Below are 18,934 nucleotides of genomic sequence, written 5' to 3'. Positions count from 1 at the left end.
CTTCGCAAGGAATGCGAACGTGCCGCCGAAGATCCGCGATGTCTTGCAGCAGCTCAAGGATGCAGGCTGGCAGCAGGTCGGCCAGACAGGCAGCCACCGTCAGTTCAAGCATCCGACGCTTCCGGGCCGGGTGACAGTCGCCGGCAAGCCGGGTGATGATGTGGCGCCCGGCACGTTGGGCAGCATCCTGAAACAGGCCGGGATCAAGAGGTGACTTCCATGCGCTACGCCATCGTCATCGAGCAGGCAGGCAATGCGTTCTCCGCCTATGTGCCGGACTTGCCCGGCTGTGTGGCCACCGGTGAAACCAAGGCCGAGGTGGAAGTGCTGATCCACGATGCCATTGCCTTGCATCTCGCAGGAATGCGCGAGGATGGGTTGGCGATACCGATGCCGTCGAGCCAGGTGGAGTACATCGACGTCGCGGCGTGAGTGCGCGCTGACGAGGTGAAGCAGGGCAAGACAACCGGCACGACCAGTGCGCCCACGATCATGCAAGCGGCCTCGGCCGCTTTTTTGTTGACCGATCGATTGACGGCCCGTGAACCAAGGTTCACAGTTCAGGCCGCATCGACGTCATGGATGACGCTGCATGATCGAGGTCAGGAAGACGCGACTGTTCGAGGACTGGTTCGTCGCACTGCGCGACCGGCAGGCGAGGATGCGCATCCAGGCCCGGATCGATCGGCTGGCGTTCGCCAACCCCGGACAACACCGCGTGCTGACCGGCGGGGTGTGCGAGATGAAGATCGACTGCGGCCCGGGCTACCGCGTCTACTTCACCCGCCACGGCGATGCCTGGGTCGTGCTGCTGTGTGGTGGCGACAAGGCATCGCAGCGTGCGGATATCAAGGCGGCATTGGCGTTGGCGAACGCGTTGGAGGACTGACATGGCACTGAAGACCACGCCGTGGGATTCGGCGGAATACCTGAAGTCGGAGGCGGACATCAGCGCCTATCTGGATGCCTGCTTCGAGGAAGGCGGCGATGATCCGGCGTTCCTGGTGCATGCGCTGGGTGTGGCGGCGCGCGCGCGCAACATGAGCCAGCTGGCGCGCGATACCGGCCTGACCCGCGAGGGCCTGTACAAGGCGCTGTCCAGCAGCGGCAATCCCAGCTTCGGCACGGTGTTGAAGGTGGCCGATGCGATGGGTTACCGGTTCGCGCTGGTCAGCAAGCAGGCCAAGCCGAGCGGCAGGGCGGGCACGCGTGCGGCGGCACCGGCCGCGCCGGGCGGCGCAGGCAAGCGGCGTGTCGCGCAGGCCAGGCCGCGATGAGTACGCGCATCGCCCGGCGTCGTGCTGCGTCGGCATGACACTGACCCTCGACCACCTGCGCCGCTATGCCGTCGCGCGCAGCCTGTTCAAGCCGACCACGCTGCCGCGGGCGATCCAGCGGCTGGGGTTCGTGCAGGCCGACCCGATCCGGGCGCCGGCACGCGCGCAGGACCTGACCCTGCGCCACCGCGTCGCCGGCTATCGCGCCGGCGACCTGGAGCGGCGGTATCCACGCCTGCCGCTGGAAGAAGACTTCTTCGTCAACTACGGTTTCCTGCCGCGCGCGCATCACCAGCTGATGCATCCGCGCACGGCCCGCGAGGCGTGGACGCCGGCGCGCTGGAAGCAGGCGTGCGCGGTACTGGACTTCGTCAGCGAGCGCGGCACGGCGCATCCGCGCGAGGTGGATGCGCATTTCGGGCATGGCAAGACGACCAATTGGTTCGGTGGTTCGTCGAACGCGAGCACGCAGTTGCTGGACGGCATGCATTACCGCGGGCTGTTGCGGGTGGCGCGCCGCGAGGGCGGCACGCGGGTCTATGCGCCGCGCATCGGCGATGCGACGCCGGTCGCGGTGTCCGATGCGGAGGCGCGGCTGGATGCGTTGCTCGACATCATCGTCAACACGTACGCGCCGTTGCCGGCGGCCAGCCTGGGCCAGTTGCTGGGCTATCTGCGCAGTGGCGTGCCGCAGTGGACGGGCCTGCGTGCGGCGGCGCTGAAGCGTGCGCGCCAGCGCTTGGGCACGGCGCGGGTCGACGGGGTGGACTGGTACTGGCCGGCGGACGAGGATCCGCGCTCGCGTCGTTGGAAGCTGGACGACCAGGTGCGCCTGCTGACGCCGTTCGATCCGGTGGTATGGGACCGGCGCCGCTTCGAGATGTTCTGGGGCTGGACGTACCGCTTCGAGGCGTACACGCCGGCACCGAAGCGGAAGCTGGGGTATTACGCGTTACCGGTGCTATGGGGTGACCGGGTGATCGGGTGGGCGAATCTCAGTGTGGTCGACGGGGAACTGCGATCGACGTTTGGGTATGTAGATGGCCGTGGGCCAAAGGATGCCGCATTTCGTACTTTGCTTAAGGTCGAGTTGGATAATGTTCGCGCCTTCCTTGGGCTGGAAGCGATATCGGTGCCTCGTTGAGGGGGCAGCCAGTTGGCCTCTCAGGATAGCTAGCTCCGTGATCGAGTAATGCAGGATTGATACAAGGAAAGCCTCCTTGGAGTTTGAGTTTTAGATTCAAATCTGGCAATAAAGCAGCAAACTTACGTCGCTGTTCTCACTATGGATGGGGTATCGGGATGCCATATCTGCACAACTATCGACTATTCATTAGTCATGCGTGGAGTTACAGCGAGCGATACACGAGAGCAGTTCAGTTCTTGAATGCTGCGCCAAATTTTCAATGGACTAATTACTCGGTGCCGGTAGATGACGCTTTTCCTCGCATGAGCTCGATGGCGCTGGGAGAGGCGATGCAAAGGCAAATCAGGCCAGTGCAGTGTGTTGTCATCGTCTCCGGGATGTACGTTAACCACAGCGATTGGATCCAGTACGAGATGGATTTCGCGAAGAGGATAGGAAAGCCGATTCTGGGGATTCGGCGTTGGGGAGAGCAGCGCACGCCGCAAGCAATAGTCGATTGTGCTGACGAAATGGTTAGCTGGAATTCCGCATCGATTGTTTCGGCGATTAGGCGGCTCGTTCCGTGATGCGGCCCTTCGAGTATCCCGCCTTGTATACATCTGCTAGCGAGCTCTCGCGCATTTCGCAGTCTAAGTACTACTCTTTGATGCGATTTGAGTACCTTCTTCTGCTTCTGGCATCAGTGTTGTCGATGTTTCAGCTCGTCGATAGAGGGTATCTTGTCTTTTGTGCCGTCGTTGTTATCGCATCTCTAGCCATTCTGATTTTGAGGGCCTGGACCAAGCCGGAACAAGATTGGTACAAGGGCCGAGCACTCGCTGAGTCGATAAAGACTTCGTGTTGGCGCTATTGCATGCGCGCGGAGCCATTTGGCGGCCAGGATCCCGATCAGGTCACGAGAAAAGAGTTCAGAAATCATCTCAGATCGATATTGGAAGCAAATAGACATATCGGTGAGAGAATTCCTCCGACTTCCGCTGCGGAAGATCAGATAACTCAGTCGATGGAGGATGCTCGCGCACTCTCTCTCGCAGAGCGAAGGGACTACTACAGCCGGTATCGTATCGTTGAGCAGCGCGGCTGGTATGCGATGAAGGCTGGAAAGAACCGGCAGGCAAGCCGGAACTGGGTTCTTTTTAGTATCGCTGTTTACTCTTCTGTGATTCTTATGCTGCTGTCGCGTATCGCGTGGCCTAGTGTGTCGATCTGGCCAATTGAGCCCTTGTTGGTAATCGCCTCAAGTGCTATTGGCTGGACGCAAGCGAAGAAGTTCAATGAATTATCATCCTCTTACACTCTGACGGCACACGAAATTGGAATTCTTCAGGCAGGGATAAGCGAAGTATCGACGAATGCCGAGTTGTCGGAGTTCGTGAACATCGCGGAGCAAGCCTTCTCCCGCGAACATACTCAGTGGGTGGCGCGACAGCAGAGTGCTTAGCTCGCAGTGCCTGTACTCATTCGGCCTCTGAGGCTCATCTAGAAGTGCATCTTCCGCACTTTGCTCTAGCAAGAGCTTTGTCCTTTTTTGGCAATCGCGATCTCGGCTAGAGTTACTTAGCCAGCGAGCGCCGCAGCCGCCATCGCATCCGGCATCCCTCACTGGAGTTCCTGCATGTCCCGTCCTCTTGCGCCCGCCGGGCGCCTGTTCGCTGTCGCGGCCTTCTTGGAAGGCTTCACCTGGGCCGGTCTGCTGATCGGCATGTTCCTCAAGTACGGGCCGGTGGCCAACGAACTGGGCGTCAAGATCTTCGGACCGCTGCATGGCGGCGCGTTCCTGTTCTATGTCGTCGTCACCGTGCTGGCCGCGCTGCGCCTGCGCTGGCCGTGGTGGACCACGCTGCTGGCCGTGATCGCCGCCGTGCCGCCGCTGGTGACCGTGCCGCTGGAGGTGTGGTTCCGCCGGATTGGATTGCTGACCGAGCGCGTCTGACATCCGGGAGGTGGTGGGCCAAGGCCCACCCTACGACGGAGGGGTTCGTGGTTCGCATAGACTGCGTCGCCGCCCCCTCGTTCGATCGCCCATGAGCCCGCCGTCCCGCCTGACCGAGTTGCGCCTGCTGCTGGGCATCGAGCGCAACGCCACCCGCCACGGCGAGAAGTGGATTTCCGGCATCGGCGCGTTGCTGGGCATCGTTGCGGTGTACTGGCTGACCCGCTGGACGTTTCCCGAACATGCCGCTGGCGCCGTCGGCGGCGCGCTGATGGTCACCTCCATGGGCGCCTCCGCCGTGCTGCTGTTCGCCGTGCCGCAGGGCGCACTGTCGCAGCCGTGGGCCGTGGTGGGTGGTCACCTGCTGTCCGCCTTCATCGGCGTGAGCTGCCAGAAACTGTTCCCCGGCCACGCCTGGACCGCCGCCCTCGCGGTGGGCCTCGCGGTGTTGGGCATGTACTACCTGCGCTGCATCCATCCGCCCGGCGGCGCCACCGCGCTGGCGGCGGTGATCGGCGGCTCGCAGGTGCACGCGCTGGGCTACGGCTACCTGCTGATGCCGGTGCTGATCAACGTGGTCGCCATCCTGTCCATGGCCATCGCCTTCAACGCGCTGTTCCCGTGGCGCCGCTATCCCGCGCACCTGCACAAGCGACGCCAGCCCATCCCCGCCACGCGCCCGGCCGCGCGCCAGTTCGAACTGACCCAGGAAGACTTCTCCGCGGCGATGGAGCAGCTCAATTCCTATGTCGACATCACCACCGAGAACCTCACCGAACTGCTGGAGCTGGCCAAGCAGCACGCCGAGAAGAACATCACCCACCCGCAGGACATCATCGCCGGCCGCGCCTACAGCAACGGCAAGCTGGGCAAACTATGGAGCGTGCGGCGCGTGCTGACGCAGGAGGAACTGCGTGACGATTCCGCCGCCGATCGACTGCACTACCAAGTCATTGCGGGTGAGCAGGTCGGCCAGGCGGATAGCTGCAGCGCGGACGAGTTCCGGCAATGGGCCCGCTTCGAAGTCGTGTCGCAGGGCAGTGGACGTTGGGTCAAGGCAGACGAGAACGGATAAGGACGCATGGCAGACACGTTGGTACGCACGAGCAAGTTCCTGAGCCTGGTGTTGCGGCACGAGCCGGAGAAGATCGGCCTGGCGCTCGATCCACAAGGATGGGTGGCGATCGATGAGCTGTTGGCCAAAGCGGCAGGCCATCTGCCACTGACGGCGGAGCTGCTGCACGAGGTCGTGCGCACGAGCGACAAGCAGCGCTTCGCGATCAGCGGGGACGGCACCCGCATCCGCGCCAACCAGGGCCATTCGGTGCCGGTCGAACTGGGGCTGGCCGCCCAGGTGCCACCCGAACAGCTGTATCACGGCACCGCGACGCGCTTCCTCGACTCGATCCGGCGACAGGGTCTGCTGCGTGGCGAGCGCCATCACGTGCATCTTTCCGCCGACACCGACACGGCCGTGAAAGTCGGCGTGCGGCATGGACAACCGGTCGTGCTGGTCGTGCAGGCCGGCGACATGCACCGGGCAGGCCATGCCTTCTTCCGCTCGGACAACGGCGTCTGGCTGGTGGAGCACGTGCCGCCGTCGTTCCTGGTGACGCGCTAGCCCCGTTCGTTCCCAGATGCCGGCACGCCGGCACTGCTATCGATCAGGTGCGACCGATCACGAGCCGGGAACCAGCCGTGGAACGGCATTGCCTCCAGTGTGGCGGATGCGGTTCACGCACCCACTGCCGTGCAGCACTGACATGGCTTCCCACTGCCCGACGACGACCGCATCATTGCATCCATCCCCATTGAGGTCGCCGATCGCCTGGCTGTTCAGACCGATGCCCGGGGCTTCGGCGAAGACGCCCTTGAGCACTTGGTCCTCGAGGCCATCGGGTCCCTGCAGGAGATAGCCGATGTTGTTCCAGCCCGAGTGGGCAATGAGCAGGTCGAGATAACCGTCGCCATCGAGGTCGCCCGCATCCAGCGCGGTGGGCAAGTTGTAGATGGGTTTGACTCGCGCCGTCGTCTCCAGCGTGCCGTCGGTCTTCTGCGCGAACACATGGATCTCCCGGCGTCGATGGCTCTCCGCGGTTGCGACAAGGTCCGCCAGTCCGTCGCGGTTGAAGTCTGCGACCGTGACCTTCTCGAGCGAGAGAAGCTCCTGGCCCGTCGTAAGTACGGCATTGATCTTCAACGCGGGGAGGAATCCCTGGCGCGTGTCGTGCAAATGGACTGACACCACGTGACGCCAGCGTTGTGCATTGATGTCGAACTCCGAGATTCGCGCCACCAGGTCCGGGTAGCCATCCGAGTTGAGATCGCCGGTGGCGAGCGAGTATCCGATCTCACCATCTCCTTCGACCGCCCCCGACGTCCTGATCTCGGAATGGCCGCCTATTCCGCCTTTGCCGTCGCCGTAATGCACGACAAAGCCATTGCGTGGCGCTCCCCGCTCGCTAGCGAGCAATGTGGTGAACGCAACCACGTCCTGGTGACCGTCCCGATTGACGTCCAGGACGACGGCCGGCAGCGGAAACGCCCGGTCGGCGGAGTACGTGGTACTTCGAAAGCCGCCGCTGCCATCGGCGACAAGAATGGAAATCCCGCGACCTCTGGTCAGGACCAGGTCGGTGATCCCGTCGTTGTTGAAGTCACCACGGGTCATCGATTGGGGGCTGTTGTAATAAGGCCCGCCTTCGTAGGAGCTCAAGGGGAAGGGGGTCGCCGGGGCCAGATCGCCCGCAGGCGTCTGCAGCAGGAGATAGAGCATGAAGGGGTGTTCCGGCGTGGCGCCCGACACCAGCGCGGCAACGTCATCGCGCCTGTCACCGTTGAAATCCCCGATCTCGACCGAAGTGAACTCGGGTCCGATTACCGCTGTATCAAGGATCCAGGGCGGCGGCGGCAAATGGCGCTTGACCAGATTCAGGCTGTACGAACTGCTTGCCTTCGTCGGCGCGACGCCGATCTCAAGGAGCTGCACGCTTGGCCGTGCCGGAGAAACAGGCAGGCTTTCGTCGCGTGCGACGGCATCCTTCTGACCGGATATGCGCGGTACGCACGCAGCGAGCAGCATCGCTGTCGCACAAGCGATCACGCGCATCAAAAAAGCAGCCATCCAGGTTCCCTCCCCCTGCGTCCGACCGTCCGTCAAGATTAGCAGAGCGGCGTCGGCGGACGCCCGGGCGGGGTGCAACCTCGTCGGATGCCGTCAAGCCAGCTCGGCAACCCTTCTTGTCGCGACACTAGTCGGCCGCCCCCCCCGCAACAACGCCATTGCCTGCGTCCGCGACTGCACGCCCAGTTTTTCGTAGATGCGGGTGAGCGTGTTGCGCACGGTCTTGTCGCTGATGAACAGCGCGGCAGCGATCTGCGCATTGGTCTTGCCGGAGACCAGCGCCGTGACGATCTCGTGTTCGCGCGCGTTCAGCACTGCCAAGTGCTCCTCGCCGCGCGGCGCGCCGCCGAGGACGTCCAGCACCCCGTGCCACGCGGGTTCGTGTTCCAGCAGCACGTGGTTGCGCGATTCCAGTTCGACGACGCGTGTGCCGGGGATGCCGGCTGCGAGCAGCCGGCCTTCCTCCAGCGGCACCACGCCATCCTGACGCGCGTGCAGTCGCCGGCGCGTGCCGATGCTGATGCCGGGGACGCGTCGCGCAGCGAAATCCACGCGCACTAGCTCGCTGGCGTGAGGGCGGCGTCCAGCGTGCCGCGGATGCGGGCACGCGCGTCCTGTAGGCGCCGAACGGCTGCCTCATCGGACGACTGTGCGAACAGCGCGAGGCGCCGCTCGATGGCGTCGAGCAGCCGCTGCTGGTGCGGCGGTGGCAGGTTCGCCGCGGCGAAGGCGATCGGATCGCCACGGAAGCCGCGCTGGTCGCACAGCTTCCGGTAGAGGTTGACGGCGTACGGTGGGCACAGCAGGCATTCGCTGGCGAGCGTGGCCAGCCGCCGGCGCGTGAGGCCGAGCCGCTGTCGGCGGAGCACGAGAAAACCGAGCATCCCGAGGGTGATCGCCAGCCAGGCCAGCAGGGCGGCGAGCAGCCAGGTGGGTGGTGCAGACAACAGCAGCAGGCAGGGGATCGCCACCAGCACGACCAGCCCCGCCATCACGCAGCCCAGGCGGACCGGCCACAGCGAACGGACGAACGCGCGCAGGCTCTCGACGGTATCGGTGGCCGTGCCTTCGACCGGCGCCAGCCAGCTCGCGTGCAGCGTCGTGCGGGCGGGCAGCAGCGGAGACGGCATCCACAGGAAGCGGCCGCGCATCTCGGTGCTCGCCTCGACCGCCACCCGCCATGTCCGCCTACCCGAGACCACCACCTCATCGAAGTAGGCCAGGCGCGCGGCATCCTGGAGGTAGAACGCCAGGATGCCCGCAACCAGCAGCCATTCGCTGCTGACACTCACTGGACCGTCTTGTCCTGCTGCTTGCGCTTGAACAGGCCGCGCACGGCGGCGACCACGCCGAAGAAACCGATCAGCAGCAGTTTCCACATCTTGGCCAGCATCACGCCAGCTGCGGCCAGCCAGCCTTTCTTCGAGGCCACCACGGCGGCACCACCGGTAATCAGCGCGGCAAGCCCGAACTCCGCGACATGGTCGCCGGCAACGAACTCGCTGTACTTCTCGCCCGCTGCGAAGCTGTAGCCCGGCATCAGCCGCTTGAAGTCGGCGATGGCCGGCTGCAGCGTCTCAGGATCCGCCACCACGACCACTTCCATCACGCCGCGACGGCCGAGCACGCGCGTGTTGTAGTTGACGATCTTGTTCTTGTTCGTCTCGGTTTCGGCGAGGATCGCCCACTCCAGCGCCTTGAGCTGTTCGTCGTACTGTGGCTTGAACGACCAGCCGAGGATGCGCATGGTTTCCCAGCCGCGCTGGCGCCGTTCCTCGTTGCCCTGTTCGGTGCCCTGGCGGACGCTTTCCAGCACGTCGTCCGCATCCACCTTCTCGTCGTCCTTGACGTAACCCATTTCCTGGAACGAGAAGAAACCGATCCACGACAGGTCGTGCGGCGCCAGCGTGTAGGTGTCGCTGCCGTCCGGCGGGTTCTCCAGCAACTGGTTGAGCCGGCGCGTGCCGTCGACGTCGAGGAAGGCGTAGCCCTCCGGCACGTCGATCGTGGCGCGGGTGCCGATCTTGCCGACGGTCGGGCCGACCTGCCAGGGCAGGTCCGCGATCGGGTTCGATTCGGCGTCTTCCTGCGCGTTGGCGGCGCCGGAAAAAACGAACAACATGAAGACCGCGGCAAGCGCCGCGTAGAGACTGCGCATCGGTGGTTCCCTCCCCAGTGGCGTGCCGGACTCCCCAGCCAGGCCTCATCGTCGGCCGGCCGCATCGCTGGCCGGCTGCAGCGATACGGGACGAGCGTAGCAGGGAGGACGGGGGCGAAAACGGCCATCCTCGTCTCATGCTTTCGGCGCGCGCATGGCGCACCGGCTCACCAGGTCGCGATCAGTTCCTTGAACGGCCGGGTCGTGCGCAGGCCCTGCTCATCGAAGTCGGTGGTCGCCTTGCCATCGAGCGTCACGCGGGAGGGTCTGGTGCGGGTCGGCCAGCTGACGCGCAGCGCGGTGTCCTTGCGCAGGTCGCTGCCGAGCGTGACGCGCAGGGACTGGCCCTGTTGCCGTGCCGTCATCGCCAGCGTGCCGTAGGCGGTCGGCAGGCCGTCCACGCGCAGGCCGTCGCCTGCAACCCATTCGGTCGGCGTGCCGGGCAGCAGCGACAGCGCCTCGTCGCCTTCGTGCATCAGCATGCCGAAGATCGCACGCGCGTACTCCGAGCCGATCCACGTGTGCGGCATATCGCCGAGATAGATCGCATGGCGCGGATCGGAATAGACCACTTCCGCCAGCACCTGCCACGGCAGCGGGCGCCGATGTCCGAGGAAGCGCATCAGCAGTTCGTGCGCTTCCTGCGGGCGGTCGAGGTGCACGTAGGTCAGCACGTTGCGGATCTCGTACGGCGTGTACGCGTACAGCGCATCGGGGACATCGCGCTTGCGCACGTCGTCGAGATAGCGGTCGAAGGTCCTCTTCAGCGCGTCGGCCGGCATCACGTCCTGCTGGCCGGCCGGGTCCAGGCCGATCGACAGGCTGGTCGGATCGCTGCCGCCCATGTCGGCGTCGGCCGGGATGGTGTCGATGCCCTTCCACTTCATCGTCGCGGAGAGCGACGCGGATAGCGAAGCGCGCAGCGCCGCGTACTGCTCGCGCGCCCACGCGGCGGTCTTCGCATCGCCCCACTGCTCGGCCAGCCACGCGCCGTCGTGCCAACCCTTCAGCGCCCAGTAGTCGTCCCAGTAGCTGTGGGTGGGAACGGGATAGCCCTCGTGGCTGATCGACGGCGCGAGGATGCCGTGGAAACGCTCCGGCGACGGCTGGTCGGCGAGATAGCCGGGCACCATCGTGCGCTCGCGCAGTTCCTGCATGAACGTCATCGCCCGCGTCACCTTGTCCTGGTAATCGCGCACGCTGGCCGCGCCACCATCGAGCCGTGCGATTTCGGCGACCAGCCAGATCAGCTGGCCCTGGCTGTCGTATTCGATGTCGGACCCGAAGCCGGTATTGACCGAGCCGTCGTCGTTGAGGATAGGCGACACCAGGCCGTTGTCGTGCACTGCGTGGCCGGCGTACCACGCCAGGTAATCGCGTGCCGTCTTCGGCATGCCCATCCGCACCAGCGTGGCGGCGGTGGCGGCGCCGTCGCGGATGAAGGAGCGGTTGTAGTTGCGTGGGCCCGGCTGCATGGCGTGGCCGCTCTGGTTGATCAGCATGTAGGCGGCCTGCGCGCGCAGCATGTCGACCAGCGAGGCATCCGGCAGCGACAGGCCGATGCGTCCGAGGCGTGCCTGCCACTGCGCCGCGACCTGGTCGCTGAGCGTGTCGAACGCGTCGTCGCCGGTCAGCGGCGCGAGGTCGATCGCGGGCGCCGGCGGCAACGGCTGGGCCGGATCGAGCCGTGCATCGCCCAGCGCGAATGCGATGACGATGTCCTGCGTGGCGCCGGCTGCCAGCGCCACGTCGTAGCCGAGCTGGCCGGCCGCCAATCCGCTGTCGTCGTGCGCCTGGCGATCTCCCGGCAGCGTGCCGGCGACCAGCAGGCCGGTGATTTCGCCTTCGCCGTGCGCGCCGAACGCAGAGGTGGACGCGTGCTGCGGCGACGCCAGCGACTGGAACAGCGTGCGGCCATTGACCTTCACCGCAGCGCCATCGCGCACCGTATCGATCGCGATGTCGCGGATCGGCGACGGTCCGCCGTTCTGCCATGGCGGACTGACCTGCATGGGGCGCGTCAGCAGGTTGAGCGTGCCGGCGACCGGCGTGGTGCCGGTGTTGTGCAGGCGATAGCGCACCAGCGTCACCGGCGCGCCGCGCTGTTCGATGGCGATCGCCGAGGTGGTCAGGTCCAGCCCCGGTTGCGGCGACCACTGCACCGACGGCATCGGCATCCAGCCGTCGCGCAGGGTGTGGATGATCCGGGTCTGCGTGTTGGCGGCGCTGGCGTGGCCCGACGCATCGCGCCAGACCGGCTGCACCAGGGGTGCGCCCTTGAAGGCTTCGACATGGCCGAACTCGTCGAGCACGGACTTCTGCCGGCCGGCGGGAATGCCGACCGCGGTCCAGTACACCTGCTGCTGGTGCAGCGACGACGGGAACAGCGCAGCGTGCTCGCGCGCGGCGGCCAGTTCGTACCGCTTCATCGCCGTCATCACGCGCTTGGGCCCGATCAGCCGCAGGCGTTGCAGCGTCGGTGCGCGCGCGTCGGTGGAGCGCACGCGCAGGCGGAGGGCGGACAGGGTGCGTGCCTGGCTATCGGCGAGGAACGAACTGCCGCCGTAGGCGCGCGGATCCTCGGCGAGCGTGATCCAGCGGTCGGAGTCCGCTTCGCGGCCTTCGAGAGTCGCGCTGGCCGGCGTGTCCTTCCAGAACACCTCCAGGCCGGCCAGCGACAGCGGACGCGGCAGTTCGATCTGCAACTGGCGCGCGCCGTCCGCGCCAGGTTTGCCCTGGATGGCGTGCGGAGCGGTGCCGGTCCACAGCGCCGCAGCGTTGCCGTCCACGCCGGTGATGCGCGGGGCCTCGCTGGCAGCGTAAGGCTGGAACTCGAAGACCGACACGCCCCAGTCGGCCGTGCGATCCGGTGCTGCCAGGCGCAGGTAGCGCGCCTGCACGGTGGGGAAGGCGTCGTAGCTGATGCCGCCTGCGCCGTCGCGCGTCTGGAACGCGGTACGCCAGTGCGTGCCGTCATCGGAGGCTTCGATGGTGTACGAGCGCGCGCCGCCCCATTCCCAGTGCAGTTCGACTGCGCCGACGGCGACGCGCTTGCCGAGATCGACCTGGTACCAGTGGCCCTGCGAGAACGCACCGCCCCATTTGGTCGCCGGGTCGCCGTCGATCGCCTTCGCCGGCGCCATTTCCACCGTGGTGCTGGCCGAACTGCTGGCGACCCAGGTCGAGCGCGGCGGCAGCCCGTCTGCGGCGTGGGCGGCATCGCCCGCCAGCATGCCCAGGGCGAGTGCGATGACGGTCGTGGACGCGGTGGGCGCGCGACGCGAGGGGGTGGAATTCATGCGGCAGCTCCTGGCAGCGCGGGGCGACCCGCGAGCGGCGGACACTAGCCATGTAAACGTTTACATGCGAGCTGCGCTGCACCATCGCGTCGTCTCACATACCGGAGCCGCCGCGTTCTCCGCGCCGTGGCGGGCGCTCGATCAGGGCGTCTTGCGCAGCCCGTGTTCCGCGTGTTCGCAGACGACCAGCGCGCCATCGTCGGTGACGGTGCCGGTCGCCTGCACGCGGTCGCCAGCCTTGAGGGATTGCACGTCATCCGGCGGCGGCGCCTTGCACAGGTTCCAGCGGGCGGGCAGGTGCACGTCGACCTGGCCGTTGGTGCTGGCGATCTTCACCACCGCGCTGCCGTCGTAGGTCCAGGGCGTGGTGTCCACGCTGACGATGGTGCCGTCGACGGTGGCCTGCTGTCCCGCCGCCAGCGTGGCGCTGGGCGTGGCGGTCGGTGCCGTCGTCGTGCAGGCGCCGAGCAGCAGGGCAGCGGACAGCAGTGCGAGGCGTGGCAGGGTCATCAGGGCGATTCCGTGTCGGTGGTCGGGGCGGCGGCGGCGGGCGTCGCCGATTCCGCAGGGCACCTTGGCACACCCGAGCCGATGACGCAGTGAATGCAGCACTCGGCCTTCTCCGGTCCCTCGTTGCCCGGCGTTTCCTGCGCGGGTGGGAGGAAGCCCGGCAGCTTCGCCAGCTGCTCCGGCGACTTCAGCCGCAGGATCGCCGCCCAGTCCTGGCGGTTCATGTTGCACGCCGCCTCGTTGTCGGGCGCGCACAGCGTGCCGTCGCCGATGCGCAGCGGCAGCCCGCCCCAGAACTCGCCGTTGCGGTTCAGCGGCAGCATCCGCATGGTGACGCTCTGCTGCACGTTGCCGCCGATGGCGTACGCGGTGCTGTCGTTGTTCGGATTCACCGCCACCACGATGTCGCAATGCATGTCGAGCGAGCCGCCGCTGCGCAGCACGGGCAGCAGGCCTGCGTGGCCGAACAGGCGGCCGGACTGGCGCACGTAGCAGATCAGGTCGCCGACCACCGGCTTGGCATTCGCCACGTCGATGACGTCGAAGGCGTTGGTCGACGGGTTCTGGTACGCCGCCTGCACGTAGGTGAAGTGGCGGCTGGAACCACGGAAGCCCGGCACCCGGGCTTCGCGCATCACCCATGAGATGAAGGCGGCCGACCACGGCGTGTCCACCACGAAGCCGCGGCAGGCTTCGGCCTGCGGACCGGTCGCCGAGGCATACAGGCAGTCGGTCGCGCCGCGGCGATGGCCGATCGCGCCGAGCAGGCCGCTGTCGCGCCAGTAACGCACGACGCGCTGCCAGGCGCGGTCGTCGCCGATCGACAGCAGGGAAGACTCGGCTTCCATCATCGGCGCGTTCGCCAGCCGGCCGTTGCGGTCGATGAAGGGGCGGTACCACATCAGGTGCTCACGGCAGGCGACCGCGGCGATGCGGGTGGCGACATCGGTCGGTGCCTGTTGCGACAGCTGCGGGCAGACGTCGGCCGCGTGCGCGGCGAAGGAAGACAGCAGCAGGAGGGGCAGCAACAGCCATGCACGCATCAGATGATCCTTGGGGGTCCGTGATCCTTCCTACGCATCATGCCGCATCGACAGGACAGTCCGTGATCACGCGGCGTGAAGGTATGCGAATGGTCGCGTGCGGTGGCGCGCCGCACGAGGCGGGCGGTAAGCTCGCGGCTCGTCCCCGTGTCCTCCGGATCGCGCATGCCGTTCCTCCTGCGTGTACTGCTGCTGTCGTCGCTGGCATGGGCCGCGCAGGCGGCGCCACCCGACCGCCGCATCGCCATCACCATCGACGATCTGCCGTGGCAGCGGATGGACAAGACGCCACCGGCGGAACTGGGCACGCGCCACGCGCAGCTGATGGCGCAGCTGAAGCAGGCGGGCGTATCGGTGGTGGGCTTCGTCAACGAAGGCAAGCTGGAGATCGACGGACAGGTGCAGCCGGCGCGCGTGGCGATGCTGCGCGACTGGCTGGACGCCGGCCATGAACTCGGCAACCACACGCATGGCCATCTCGATGTGCACGCGGTCGGGCTGCCGGCGTTCCAGCAGGACATCCTCGACGGCGAACGCGTGCTGCGTCCGCTGCTGGCCGAGCGCGGGCAGGTGCCGCGCTGGTTCCGCCACCCTTACCTGCGCGCGGGCCGCACGCCCGAGGATCGCGCCGTGCTGTCCGCCTTCCTCGGCGGGCACGGTTACCGCATCGCGCCCGTCACGGTCGACAACGGCGAGTGGGTGTGGGCGTTCGCCTACGCCAACGTGCTCGATGGCCAGCCCGACACGGCCGGGCGCGCGGCCACGCTGGAGCGGCTGCGTCGTGGCTACATCCCCTACATGCTCAACAAGGTCGACTACTACGAGCAGCAATCGCAGGTGCTGCTGGGCTATGCCTTGCCGCAGGTATGGCTGCTGCACGCCAACGAGTTGAACGCCGTCGCCTACGCCGAGCTGGTGGCCGGCGTGCAGCGCCGCGGCTATCGCGTGGTGACGCTGGACGAGGCGTTGCGCGATCCCGCCTACGCACGCGGCGAGGACGGCTATAACGGCCGCTACGGTCCCAGCTGGCTGCATCGCTGGGCGATGGCCGAGAAGAAACCGAAGGACTTCTATGCCGGCGAGCCGGTGGTGCCGGGCTGGGTGCTGCAACTGGCGGGCGTGGAGTCCGAGTAGCTGGCCCGCGACGCCGGCTTTCGGCGTTGGTTCCGGTGGACCAGGGTGGACCGGATCGCAGGCCAGGCAGGGCGTACCTCTTCTTGCCGGGAATGAGCGCATGCAGAAGAAAGTGGACCTGTCGACCTGCCAGGGGCACCTGGTGGAAGTGGTGCTGGAACGCGCCGACGAACATCGGCCCTGGTCGTTGGCGGTGCGCGTACGCGAGACCGGCGGCGGCGACTGGAGCGACAACCTCTGGATCACCGATCGGCGCGACTACTTCACCTGCTACGACGCGCTGGCGGCCTGCAAGGCGCGGGCACGGCGGGCGATCGACGAGAAACTGAAGGCGCGCGCCGGCTAGTCGTCGCGCCGCAGCGTCGCCAGTTTCAGGAACGCCTCGTGCTGGTAGCGGCTCATGCGCAGCTGCTGCCCGGTATCCATCGTCACCACGTGGTAGCCGTTGAACCAGGGATGGACGTCCTTGACCCGGCGGATGTTGATGATCGCCGAGCGGTGCACGCGGGCGAAGCGGCGCGGGTCGAGGCGCGCCGCCAGCGCGGACATCGTGTCGCGCAGCTCGTGCACGCGGTCGGCCAGGTGCAGGCGCACCGTGTTGCCGCTGGCCTTGATCCAGACGATGTCGTCCACGTCGACCAGCACCACGCGCTCGTCCTCGCGCACCGGCAGCCGTTCGAGGTAGGCGTCGCGCTGCTGCAACGACGCCAGTGCCTTCATGATCCGCGCCGTCGTGTCGCCATCGGTGCCGCGCGCGCTGGCCAGGCGCTGCTTCGTGCGACGCAGCGTTTCCGCGAAGCGGTCGCGGCTGAACGGCTTGACCAGGTAGTCCACCGCATTCGCCTCGAACGCGCGCACGGCGAACTGCTCGTAGGCGGTGACGAAGACGGTCGCCGGCATGCGCGCCGCACCGATCGTCGCCACCACGTCCAGGCCGGTGATCCCCGGCATCTGGATGTCCAGGAACACCAGGTCGGGCGACAGCTCGCGGATCGCCGCCACGGCGGATATGCCGTCGCCGCATTCGCCGGCCACCTCGATGTCCGGGTCCTCGCGCAGCAGCCGCACCACGGCGTGGCGTGCGATCGGCTCGTCGTCGATCACCAACGCGGTGAGGCTCATGCCGGCACGTGCTCCGTCAGCACGTCGTCTTCCAGTTCGTGGAACGGGATCCGCAAGCGGCAGGCGACACCGCGCGGCACGATGAGGTCCAGCCGCAGGCTGGCCTCGTCGCCATAGAGTTCGCGCATGCGCATGCGCGTGTTCGACAGGCCGATGCCGTGGCCACCGGCGTGGCCACCCTCGTCCAGCGTGCTGTTGAAGTTGCGCACGTCGATGCACAGCACACCACCCTCGCGCCGGCAGTCGATCTCGACGCAGTCGTCGCCGACGTGCTGGCCGATGCCGTAGCGGATCGCGTTCTCCACGATCGGTTGCAGCACCAGGCTGGGGACCGCGGCGTCCTGTACCTCCGGCGCGACATGGATGCGCGTGGTCAGCCGGTCCTTGAAGCGGTGCCGCTGGATGCCGAGATAGAGCTCGAGCAGTTCCAGTTCGCGCCGCAGCGGGATCTCCTGGCCGTCGTAGTCCTCGAGGAACGCGCGCAGCAATTCGCTCAGGCGCAGCAGCATGTCTTCGGCGGACAGCGTGTCCTCGTCCAGCAGGGTGACGATGGCGTGCAGCGTGTTGAACAGGAAGTGCGGCTGCAGCTGGGTCTTCAGGACCTGCAGCCGCGACTGCGCCAGTTCGGTCGCCAGCTGGCTGGCCTCGAGTTCGCGCCGCGCCTTCTCGGCGTGGAACTGGATGGCCTGCTGGATGGCGAACAGCAGCCAGTAGGTCAGCAGGCCGATGGCGAAGTGCTGCTCCAGGAAGTAGCCGAGCTGTTCGAAGAAGCCGCTGGGCTCGAACAGCGTGGAGACCAGGGCGCCCATCATCATCGCGACGAGCGTCGTGCACAGGCTGGCGACCAGTTGCTTGCCCAACCCGCGCAAGCGCAGCGGACTGCTCACCGGGTAGCGTTCGGCCAGGCGGAACACGAGGGGAGCGAGCGCCGCCCACGTGTACCACTGGATCAGCGACCAGCGGATCAGATCCCACAGCGGCCAGGTGGGACGATGCAGGCCATTGTTGAGTTTCGTCTGCAGGGTGAACAACAGCGCGACCGCCGTCCACAAGGCCAGGTAACGGAACAGGCCGATCTCGGTGCTGCCCAGACGGATTTTCATGCGGCCCTCCCCATCGGCGTCCGCATCGTAGGGCCCCGCGCGAGGGACGGGAAGCCACGAACGTCACCGACTACGATTCGTCCCGGCGGCACGACGATTCGTCACGGATCCGTTGCCGCCCTGGCCGGACGGGCGCGAGATGCGCTCGCCCCGCACGCACTCCCGCGTCGCCGGTGGCGCCCTCACCATCGGAGATCACGCCATGCACCGCCTGTCCGTCATCGCCCTGCTCGTCGCCGCCAGCTCGATCGCCAACGCGTATGCCGGCGAACGTACCCGCTATGTCTACCTCGTCAATCGCGCGCACGACCGCGTGGTGTCCGTCGCCACGACGCCGGCCGGCGGTTCGGCATGGAACGAACTGCTGCACGGCGGCACCATCACCGGCGGCGGCGACGCCGTCACCGTGCAGCTCGCCAGCGACCAGTGCGTGCACGACGTGAAGGTGGAGTTCGTCAACGGCCGCCGTGTCGTGTATCCGGCCATCGACCTGTGCCGCCATCGCGGCCTGCGCATCCAGCCGTTGCGTGCCCAGGACAGCAAGTCGATGGTGGCGGTACAGCAGGACGCGGCCCCAACCACGTTGCCATCCGGCGACTGAGCCGCGCCGTGGCTAGCCAGCGGCCCTTGCAGCCGCTACCGTCGCGCCCAGTGCCGGCCGGTGCCGGCGAGGCCGCGAGGCGATCGTATGGCAGAACGCAAGACTCCGGACGAGGTGGACGCATTCCTCACCACGCTCGCGCATCCGCAGGACGCGGCGCTCCGCCGCCTGCGTGCGGTGATCCTGGCCGCTGACCCGCGCATCGGCGAGGGCATCAAGTGGAATGCGCCCAGCTTCCACGTCGATGGCCGCCACTTCGCGACGATGCAATTGCGGAGTGCGGACCGGCTGCTGCTGGTGCTGCATCTGGGCGCGGGCAAGAAGGCACTGCCGAAGGGTGCGATCGCCGATCCGGACGGACTGCTGACCTGGCTCGGCGCGGATCGTGCGACCTGGACGTTCACCGGAATGCAGGACGTGGAAGCGCACGCCACCGAATTGCAGGCGCTGTTGCGCCAATGGATGGCGCACGTCTGAGTGAGG

Annotated in this window: 23 protein-coding genes; 14 read left to right on the top strand and 9 right to left on the bottom strand. The window is 66.8% G+C overall.

Annotation, left to right across the window (positions count from 1 at the left end):
- The first annotated feature begins 19 nt into the window (after positions 1-19).
- From AC04MD_RS13335 to AC04MD_RS13290, 10 genes are all read left to right on the top strand, one after another.
- Positions 20-214 carry a type II toxin-antitoxin system HicA family toxin gene (locus AC04MD_RS13335; RefSeq protein WP_284448672.1) on the top strand — a complete coding sequence of 65 codons (195 nt, stop codon included), beginning with the start codon at positions 20-22 and terminating at the stop codon, positions 212-214.
- 5 nt (positions 215-219) lie between these two features.
- Complete coding sequence (locus AC04MD_RS13330) at positions 220-432, top strand: type II toxin-antitoxin system HicB family antitoxin (RefSeq protein WP_475497767.1); 213 nt, start codon at positions 220-222, stop codon at positions 430-432.
- 160 nt (positions 433-592) lie between these two features.
- Positions 593-889 (top strand): type II toxin-antitoxin system RelE/ParE family toxin, encoded by a 297-nt coding sequence (locus AC04MD_RS13325; protein ID WP_475497766.1) that lies wholly within the window; start codon positions 593-595, stop codon positions 887-889.
- Between the two features lies 1 nt (position 890).
- Positions 891-1,277, top strand: coding sequence for an addiction module antidote protein (locus AC04MD_RS13320; protein ID WP_475497765.1), 387 nt, complete (start codon positions 891-893; stop codon positions 1,275-1,277).
- A gap of 34 nt (positions 1,278-1,311) precedes the next feature.
- A complete protein-coding gene (locus AC04MD_RS13315; protein WP_475497764.1) occupies positions 1,312-2,421 on the top strand; it encodes a DNA glycosylase AlkZ-like family protein in 1,110 nt (369 codons plus the stop codon).
- Positions 2,422-2,579: 158 nt separating this feature from the next.
- Entirely contained in the window at positions 2,580-2,990 is a 411-nt protein-coding gene (locus AC04MD_RS13310) for a TIR domain-containing protein (protein ID WP_475497763.1), read from the top strand.
- Positions 2,990-3,865, top strand: coding sequence for a DUF4231 domain-containing protein (locus AC04MD_RS13305; RefSeq protein ID WP_475498160.1), 876 nt, complete (start codon positions 2,990-2,992; stop codon positions 3,863-3,865). The genes AC04MD_RS13310 and AC04MD_RS13305 overlap by 1 nt, the downstream gene beginning before the upstream one ends.
- A gap of 174 nt (positions 3,866-4,039) precedes the next feature.
- Positions 4,040-4,357: a DUF3817 domain-containing protein gene (locus AC04MD_RS13300; RefSeq protein WP_475497762.1), complete on the top strand. Its 318-nt coding sequence runs from the start codon at positions 4,040-4,042 to the stop codon at positions 4,355-4,357.
- A gap of 91 nt (positions 4,358-4,448) precedes the next feature.
- Entirely contained in the window at positions 4,449-5,432 is a 984-nt protein-coding gene (locus tag AC04MD_RS13295; protein ID WP_475497761.1) for an HPP family protein, read from the top strand.
- Between the two features lie 6 nt (positions 5,433-5,438).
- A complete protein-coding gene (locus AC04MD_RS13290; protein WP_475497760.1) occupies positions 5,439-5,978 on the top strand; it encodes an RNA 2'-phosphotransferase in 540 nt (179 codons plus the stop codon).
- A gap of 57 nt (positions 5,979-6,035) precedes the next feature.
- On the opposite strand, the gene AC04MD_RS13285 is transcribed toward AC04MD_RS13290, so the two are convergent.
- From AC04MD_RS13285 to AC04MD_RS13255, 7 genes are all read right to left on the bottom strand, one after another.
- Positions 6,036-7,481 (bottom strand): FG-GAP-like repeat-containing protein, encoded by a 1,446-nt coding sequence (locus tag AC04MD_RS13285; RefSeq protein ID WP_475497759.1) that lies wholly within the window; start codon positions 7,479-7,481, stop codon positions 6,036-6,038.
- A 93-nt stretch (positions 7,482-7,574) separates the two neighbouring features.
- On the bottom strand, positions 7,575-8,033 hold the full coding sequence (locus AC04MD_RS13280) for a helix-turn-helix transcriptional regulator (protein WP_475497758.1): 459 nt from the start codon (positions 8,031-8,033) through the stop codon (positions 7,575-7,577).
- Between the two features lie 5 nt (positions 8,034-8,038).
- The gene (locus AC04MD_RS13275; RefSeq protein ID WP_475497757.1) at positions 8,039-8,773 is read right to left on the bottom strand and encodes a hypothetical protein; all 735 of its coding nucleotides are present in this window, start codon (positions 8,771-8,773) and stop codon (positions 8,039-8,041) included.
- A complete protein-coding gene (locus AC04MD_RS13270) occupies positions 8,770-9,639 on the bottom strand; it encodes a DUF2167 domain-containing protein (protein WP_475497756.1) in 870 nt (289 codons plus the stop codon). Before AC04MD_RS13270 ends, AC04MD_RS13275 begins: the two co-directional genes overlap by 4 nt.
- Positions 9,640-9,806: 167 nt before the next feature.
- Positions 9,807-12,938: a discoidin domain-containing protein gene (locus tag AC04MD_RS13265; RefSeq protein ID WP_475497755.1), complete on the bottom strand. Its 3,132-nt coding sequence runs from the start codon at positions 12,936-12,938 to the stop codon at positions 9,807-9,809.
- A gap of 141 nt (positions 12,939-13,079) precedes the next feature.
- Positions 13,080-13,448, bottom strand: a complete 369-nt coding sequence (locus AC04MD_RS13260) for a hypothetical protein (protein WP_475497754.1) — start codon at positions 13,446-13,448, stop codon at positions 13,080-13,082.
- Positions 13,448-14,491: a DUF2272 domain-containing protein gene (locus AC04MD_RS13255; protein WP_475497753.1), complete on the bottom strand. Its 1,044-nt coding sequence runs from the start codon at positions 14,489-14,491 to the stop codon at positions 13,448-13,450. The genes AC04MD_RS13260 and AC04MD_RS13255 overlap by 1 nt, the downstream gene beginning before the upstream one ends.
- A gap of 165 nt (positions 14,492-14,656) precedes the next feature.
- Between AC04MD_RS13255 and AC04MD_RS13250 the strand changes: the two genes are divergently transcribed.
- Together AC04MD_RS13250 and AC04MD_RS13245 are read left to right on the top strand one after the other, a co-directional pair.
- Positions 14,657-15,625, top strand: coding sequence for a polysaccharide deacetylase family protein (locus tag AC04MD_RS13250; protein WP_475497752.1), 969 nt, complete (start codon positions 14,657-14,659; stop codon positions 15,623-15,625).
- Positions 15,626-15,725: 100 nt separating this feature from the next.
- A complete protein-coding gene (locus AC04MD_RS13245) occupies positions 15,726-15,971 on the top strand; it encodes a hypothetical protein (protein WP_475497751.1) in 246 nt (81 codons plus the stop codon).
- Here the strand turns inward: AC04MD_RS13245 and AC04MD_RS13240 are convergent.
- Positions 15,968-16,747 (bottom strand): LytR/AlgR family response regulator transcription factor, encoded by a 780-nt coding sequence (locus AC04MD_RS13240; RefSeq protein ID WP_475497750.1) that lies wholly within the window; start codon positions 16,745-16,747, stop codon positions 15,968-15,970. The two genes, AC04MD_RS13245 and AC04MD_RS13240, sit on opposite strands and share 4 nt — an antisense overlap.
- A complete protein-coding gene (locus AC04MD_RS13235; RefSeq protein WP_475497749.1) occupies positions 16,744-17,850 on the bottom strand; it encodes a sensor histidine kinase in 1,107 nt (368 codons plus the stop codon). The genes AC04MD_RS13240 and AC04MD_RS13235 overlap by 4 nt, the downstream gene beginning before the upstream one ends.
- Positions 17,851-18,052: 202 nt before the next feature.
- On the opposite strand from AC04MD_RS13235, the gene AC04MD_RS13230 reads away from it, so the two are divergent.
- Positions 18,053-18,451: a hypothetical protein gene (locus AC04MD_RS13230; RefSeq protein ID WP_475497748.1), complete on the top strand. Its 399-nt coding sequence runs from the start codon at positions 18,053-18,055 to the stop codon at positions 18,449-18,451.
- A gap of 87 nt (positions 18,452-18,538) precedes the next feature.
- On the top strand, positions 18,539-18,928 hold the full coding sequence (locus AC04MD_RS13225) for a DUF1801 domain-containing protein (protein WP_475497747.1): 390 nt from the start codon (positions 18,539-18,541) through the stop codon (positions 18,926-18,928).
- The last annotated feature ends 6 nt before the right edge of the window (positions 18,929-18,934 follow it).

The sequence above is a fragment of the Pseudoxanthomonas sp. LjRoot206 genome, from assembly GCF_056175725.1.
This window is presented reverse-complemented; position numbering and strand designations above follow the sequence as displayed.

Excerpts from the sequence above, each read along its gene's own strand:
- AC04MD_RS13245 (WP_475497751.1), top strand. The coding sequence starts at position 15,726 with ATGCAGAAGAAAGTGGACCTGTCGACCTGCCAGGGGCACCTGGTGGAA.
- AC04MD_RS13330 (WP_475497767.1), top strand. The coding sequence starts at position 220 with ATGCGCTACGCCATCGTCATCGAGCAGGCAGGCAATGCGTTCTCCGCC.
- AC04MD_RS13295 (WP_475497761.1), top strand. The coding sequence starts at position 4,449 with ATGAGCCCGCCGTCCCGCCTGACCGAGTTGCGCCTGCTGCTGGGCATC.
- AC04MD_RS13235 (WP_475497749.1), bottom strand. The coding sequence starts at position 17,850 with ATGAAAATCCGTCTGGGCAGCACCGAGATCGGCCTGTTCCGTTACCTG.
- AC04MD_RS13325 (WP_475497766.1), top strand. The coding sequence starts at position 593 with ATGATCGAGGTCAGGAAGACGCGACTGTTCGAGGACTGGTTCGTCGCA.
- AC04MD_RS13255 (WP_475497753.1), bottom strand. The coding sequence starts at position 14,491 with ATGCGTGCATGGCTGTTGCTGCCCCTCCTGCTGCTGTCTTCCTTCGCC.
- AC04MD_RS13270 (WP_475497756.1), bottom strand. The coding sequence starts at position 9,639 with ATGCGCAGTCTCTACGCGGCGCTTGCCGCGGTCTTCATGTTGTTCGTT.
- AC04MD_RS13290 (WP_475497760.1), top strand. The coding sequence starts at position 5,439 with ATGGCAGACACGTTGGTACGCACGAGCAAGTTCCTGAGCCTGGTGTTG.
- AC04MD_RS13285 (WP_475497759.1), bottom strand. The coding sequence starts at position 7,481 with ATGGCTGCTTTTTTGATGCGCGTGATCGCTTGTGCGACAGCGATGCTG.
- AC04MD_RS13300 (WP_475497762.1), top strand. The coding sequence starts at position 4,040 with ATGTCCCGTCCTCTTGCGCCCGCCGGGCGCCTGTTCGCTGTCGCGGCC.
- AC04MD_RS13230 (WP_475497748.1), top strand. The coding sequence starts at position 18,053 with ATGCACCGCCTGTCCGTCATCGCCCTGCTCGTCGCCGCCAGCTCGATC.
- AC04MD_RS13250 (WP_475497752.1), top strand. The coding sequence starts at position 14,657 with ATGCCGTTCCTCCTGCGTGTACTGCTGCTGTCGTCGCTGGCATGGGCC.
- AC04MD_RS13315 (WP_475497764.1), top strand. The coding sequence starts at position 1,312 with ATGACACTGACCCTCGACCACCTGCGCCGCTATGCCGTCGCGCGCAGC.
- AC04MD_RS13310 (WP_475497763.1), top strand. The coding sequence starts at position 2,580 with ATGCCATATCTGCACAACTATCGACTATTCATTAGTCATGCGTGGAGT.
- AC04MD_RS13265 (WP_475497755.1), bottom strand. The coding sequence starts at position 12,938 with ATGAATTCCACCCCCTCGCGTCGCGCGCCCACCGCGTCCACGACCGTC.
- AC04MD_RS13320 (WP_475497765.1), top strand. The coding sequence starts at position 891 with ATGGCACTGAAGACCACGCCGTGGGATTCGGCGGAATACCTGAAGTCG.
- AC04MD_RS13260 (WP_475497754.1), bottom strand. The coding sequence starts at position 13,448 with ATGACCCTGCCACGCCTCGCACTGCTGTCCGCTGCCCTGCTGCTCGGC.
- AC04MD_RS13240 (WP_475497750.1), bottom strand. The coding sequence starts at position 16,747 with ATGAGCCTCACCGCGTTGGTGATCGACGACGAGCCGATCGCACGCCAC.
- AC04MD_RS13225 (WP_475497747.1), top strand. The coding sequence starts at position 18,539 with ATGGCAGAACGCAAGACTCCGGACGAGGTGGACGCATTCCTCACCACG.
- AC04MD_RS13305 (WP_475498160.1), top strand. The coding sequence starts at position 2,990 with ATGCGGCCCTTCGAGTATCCCGCCTTGTATACATCTGCTAGCGAGCTC.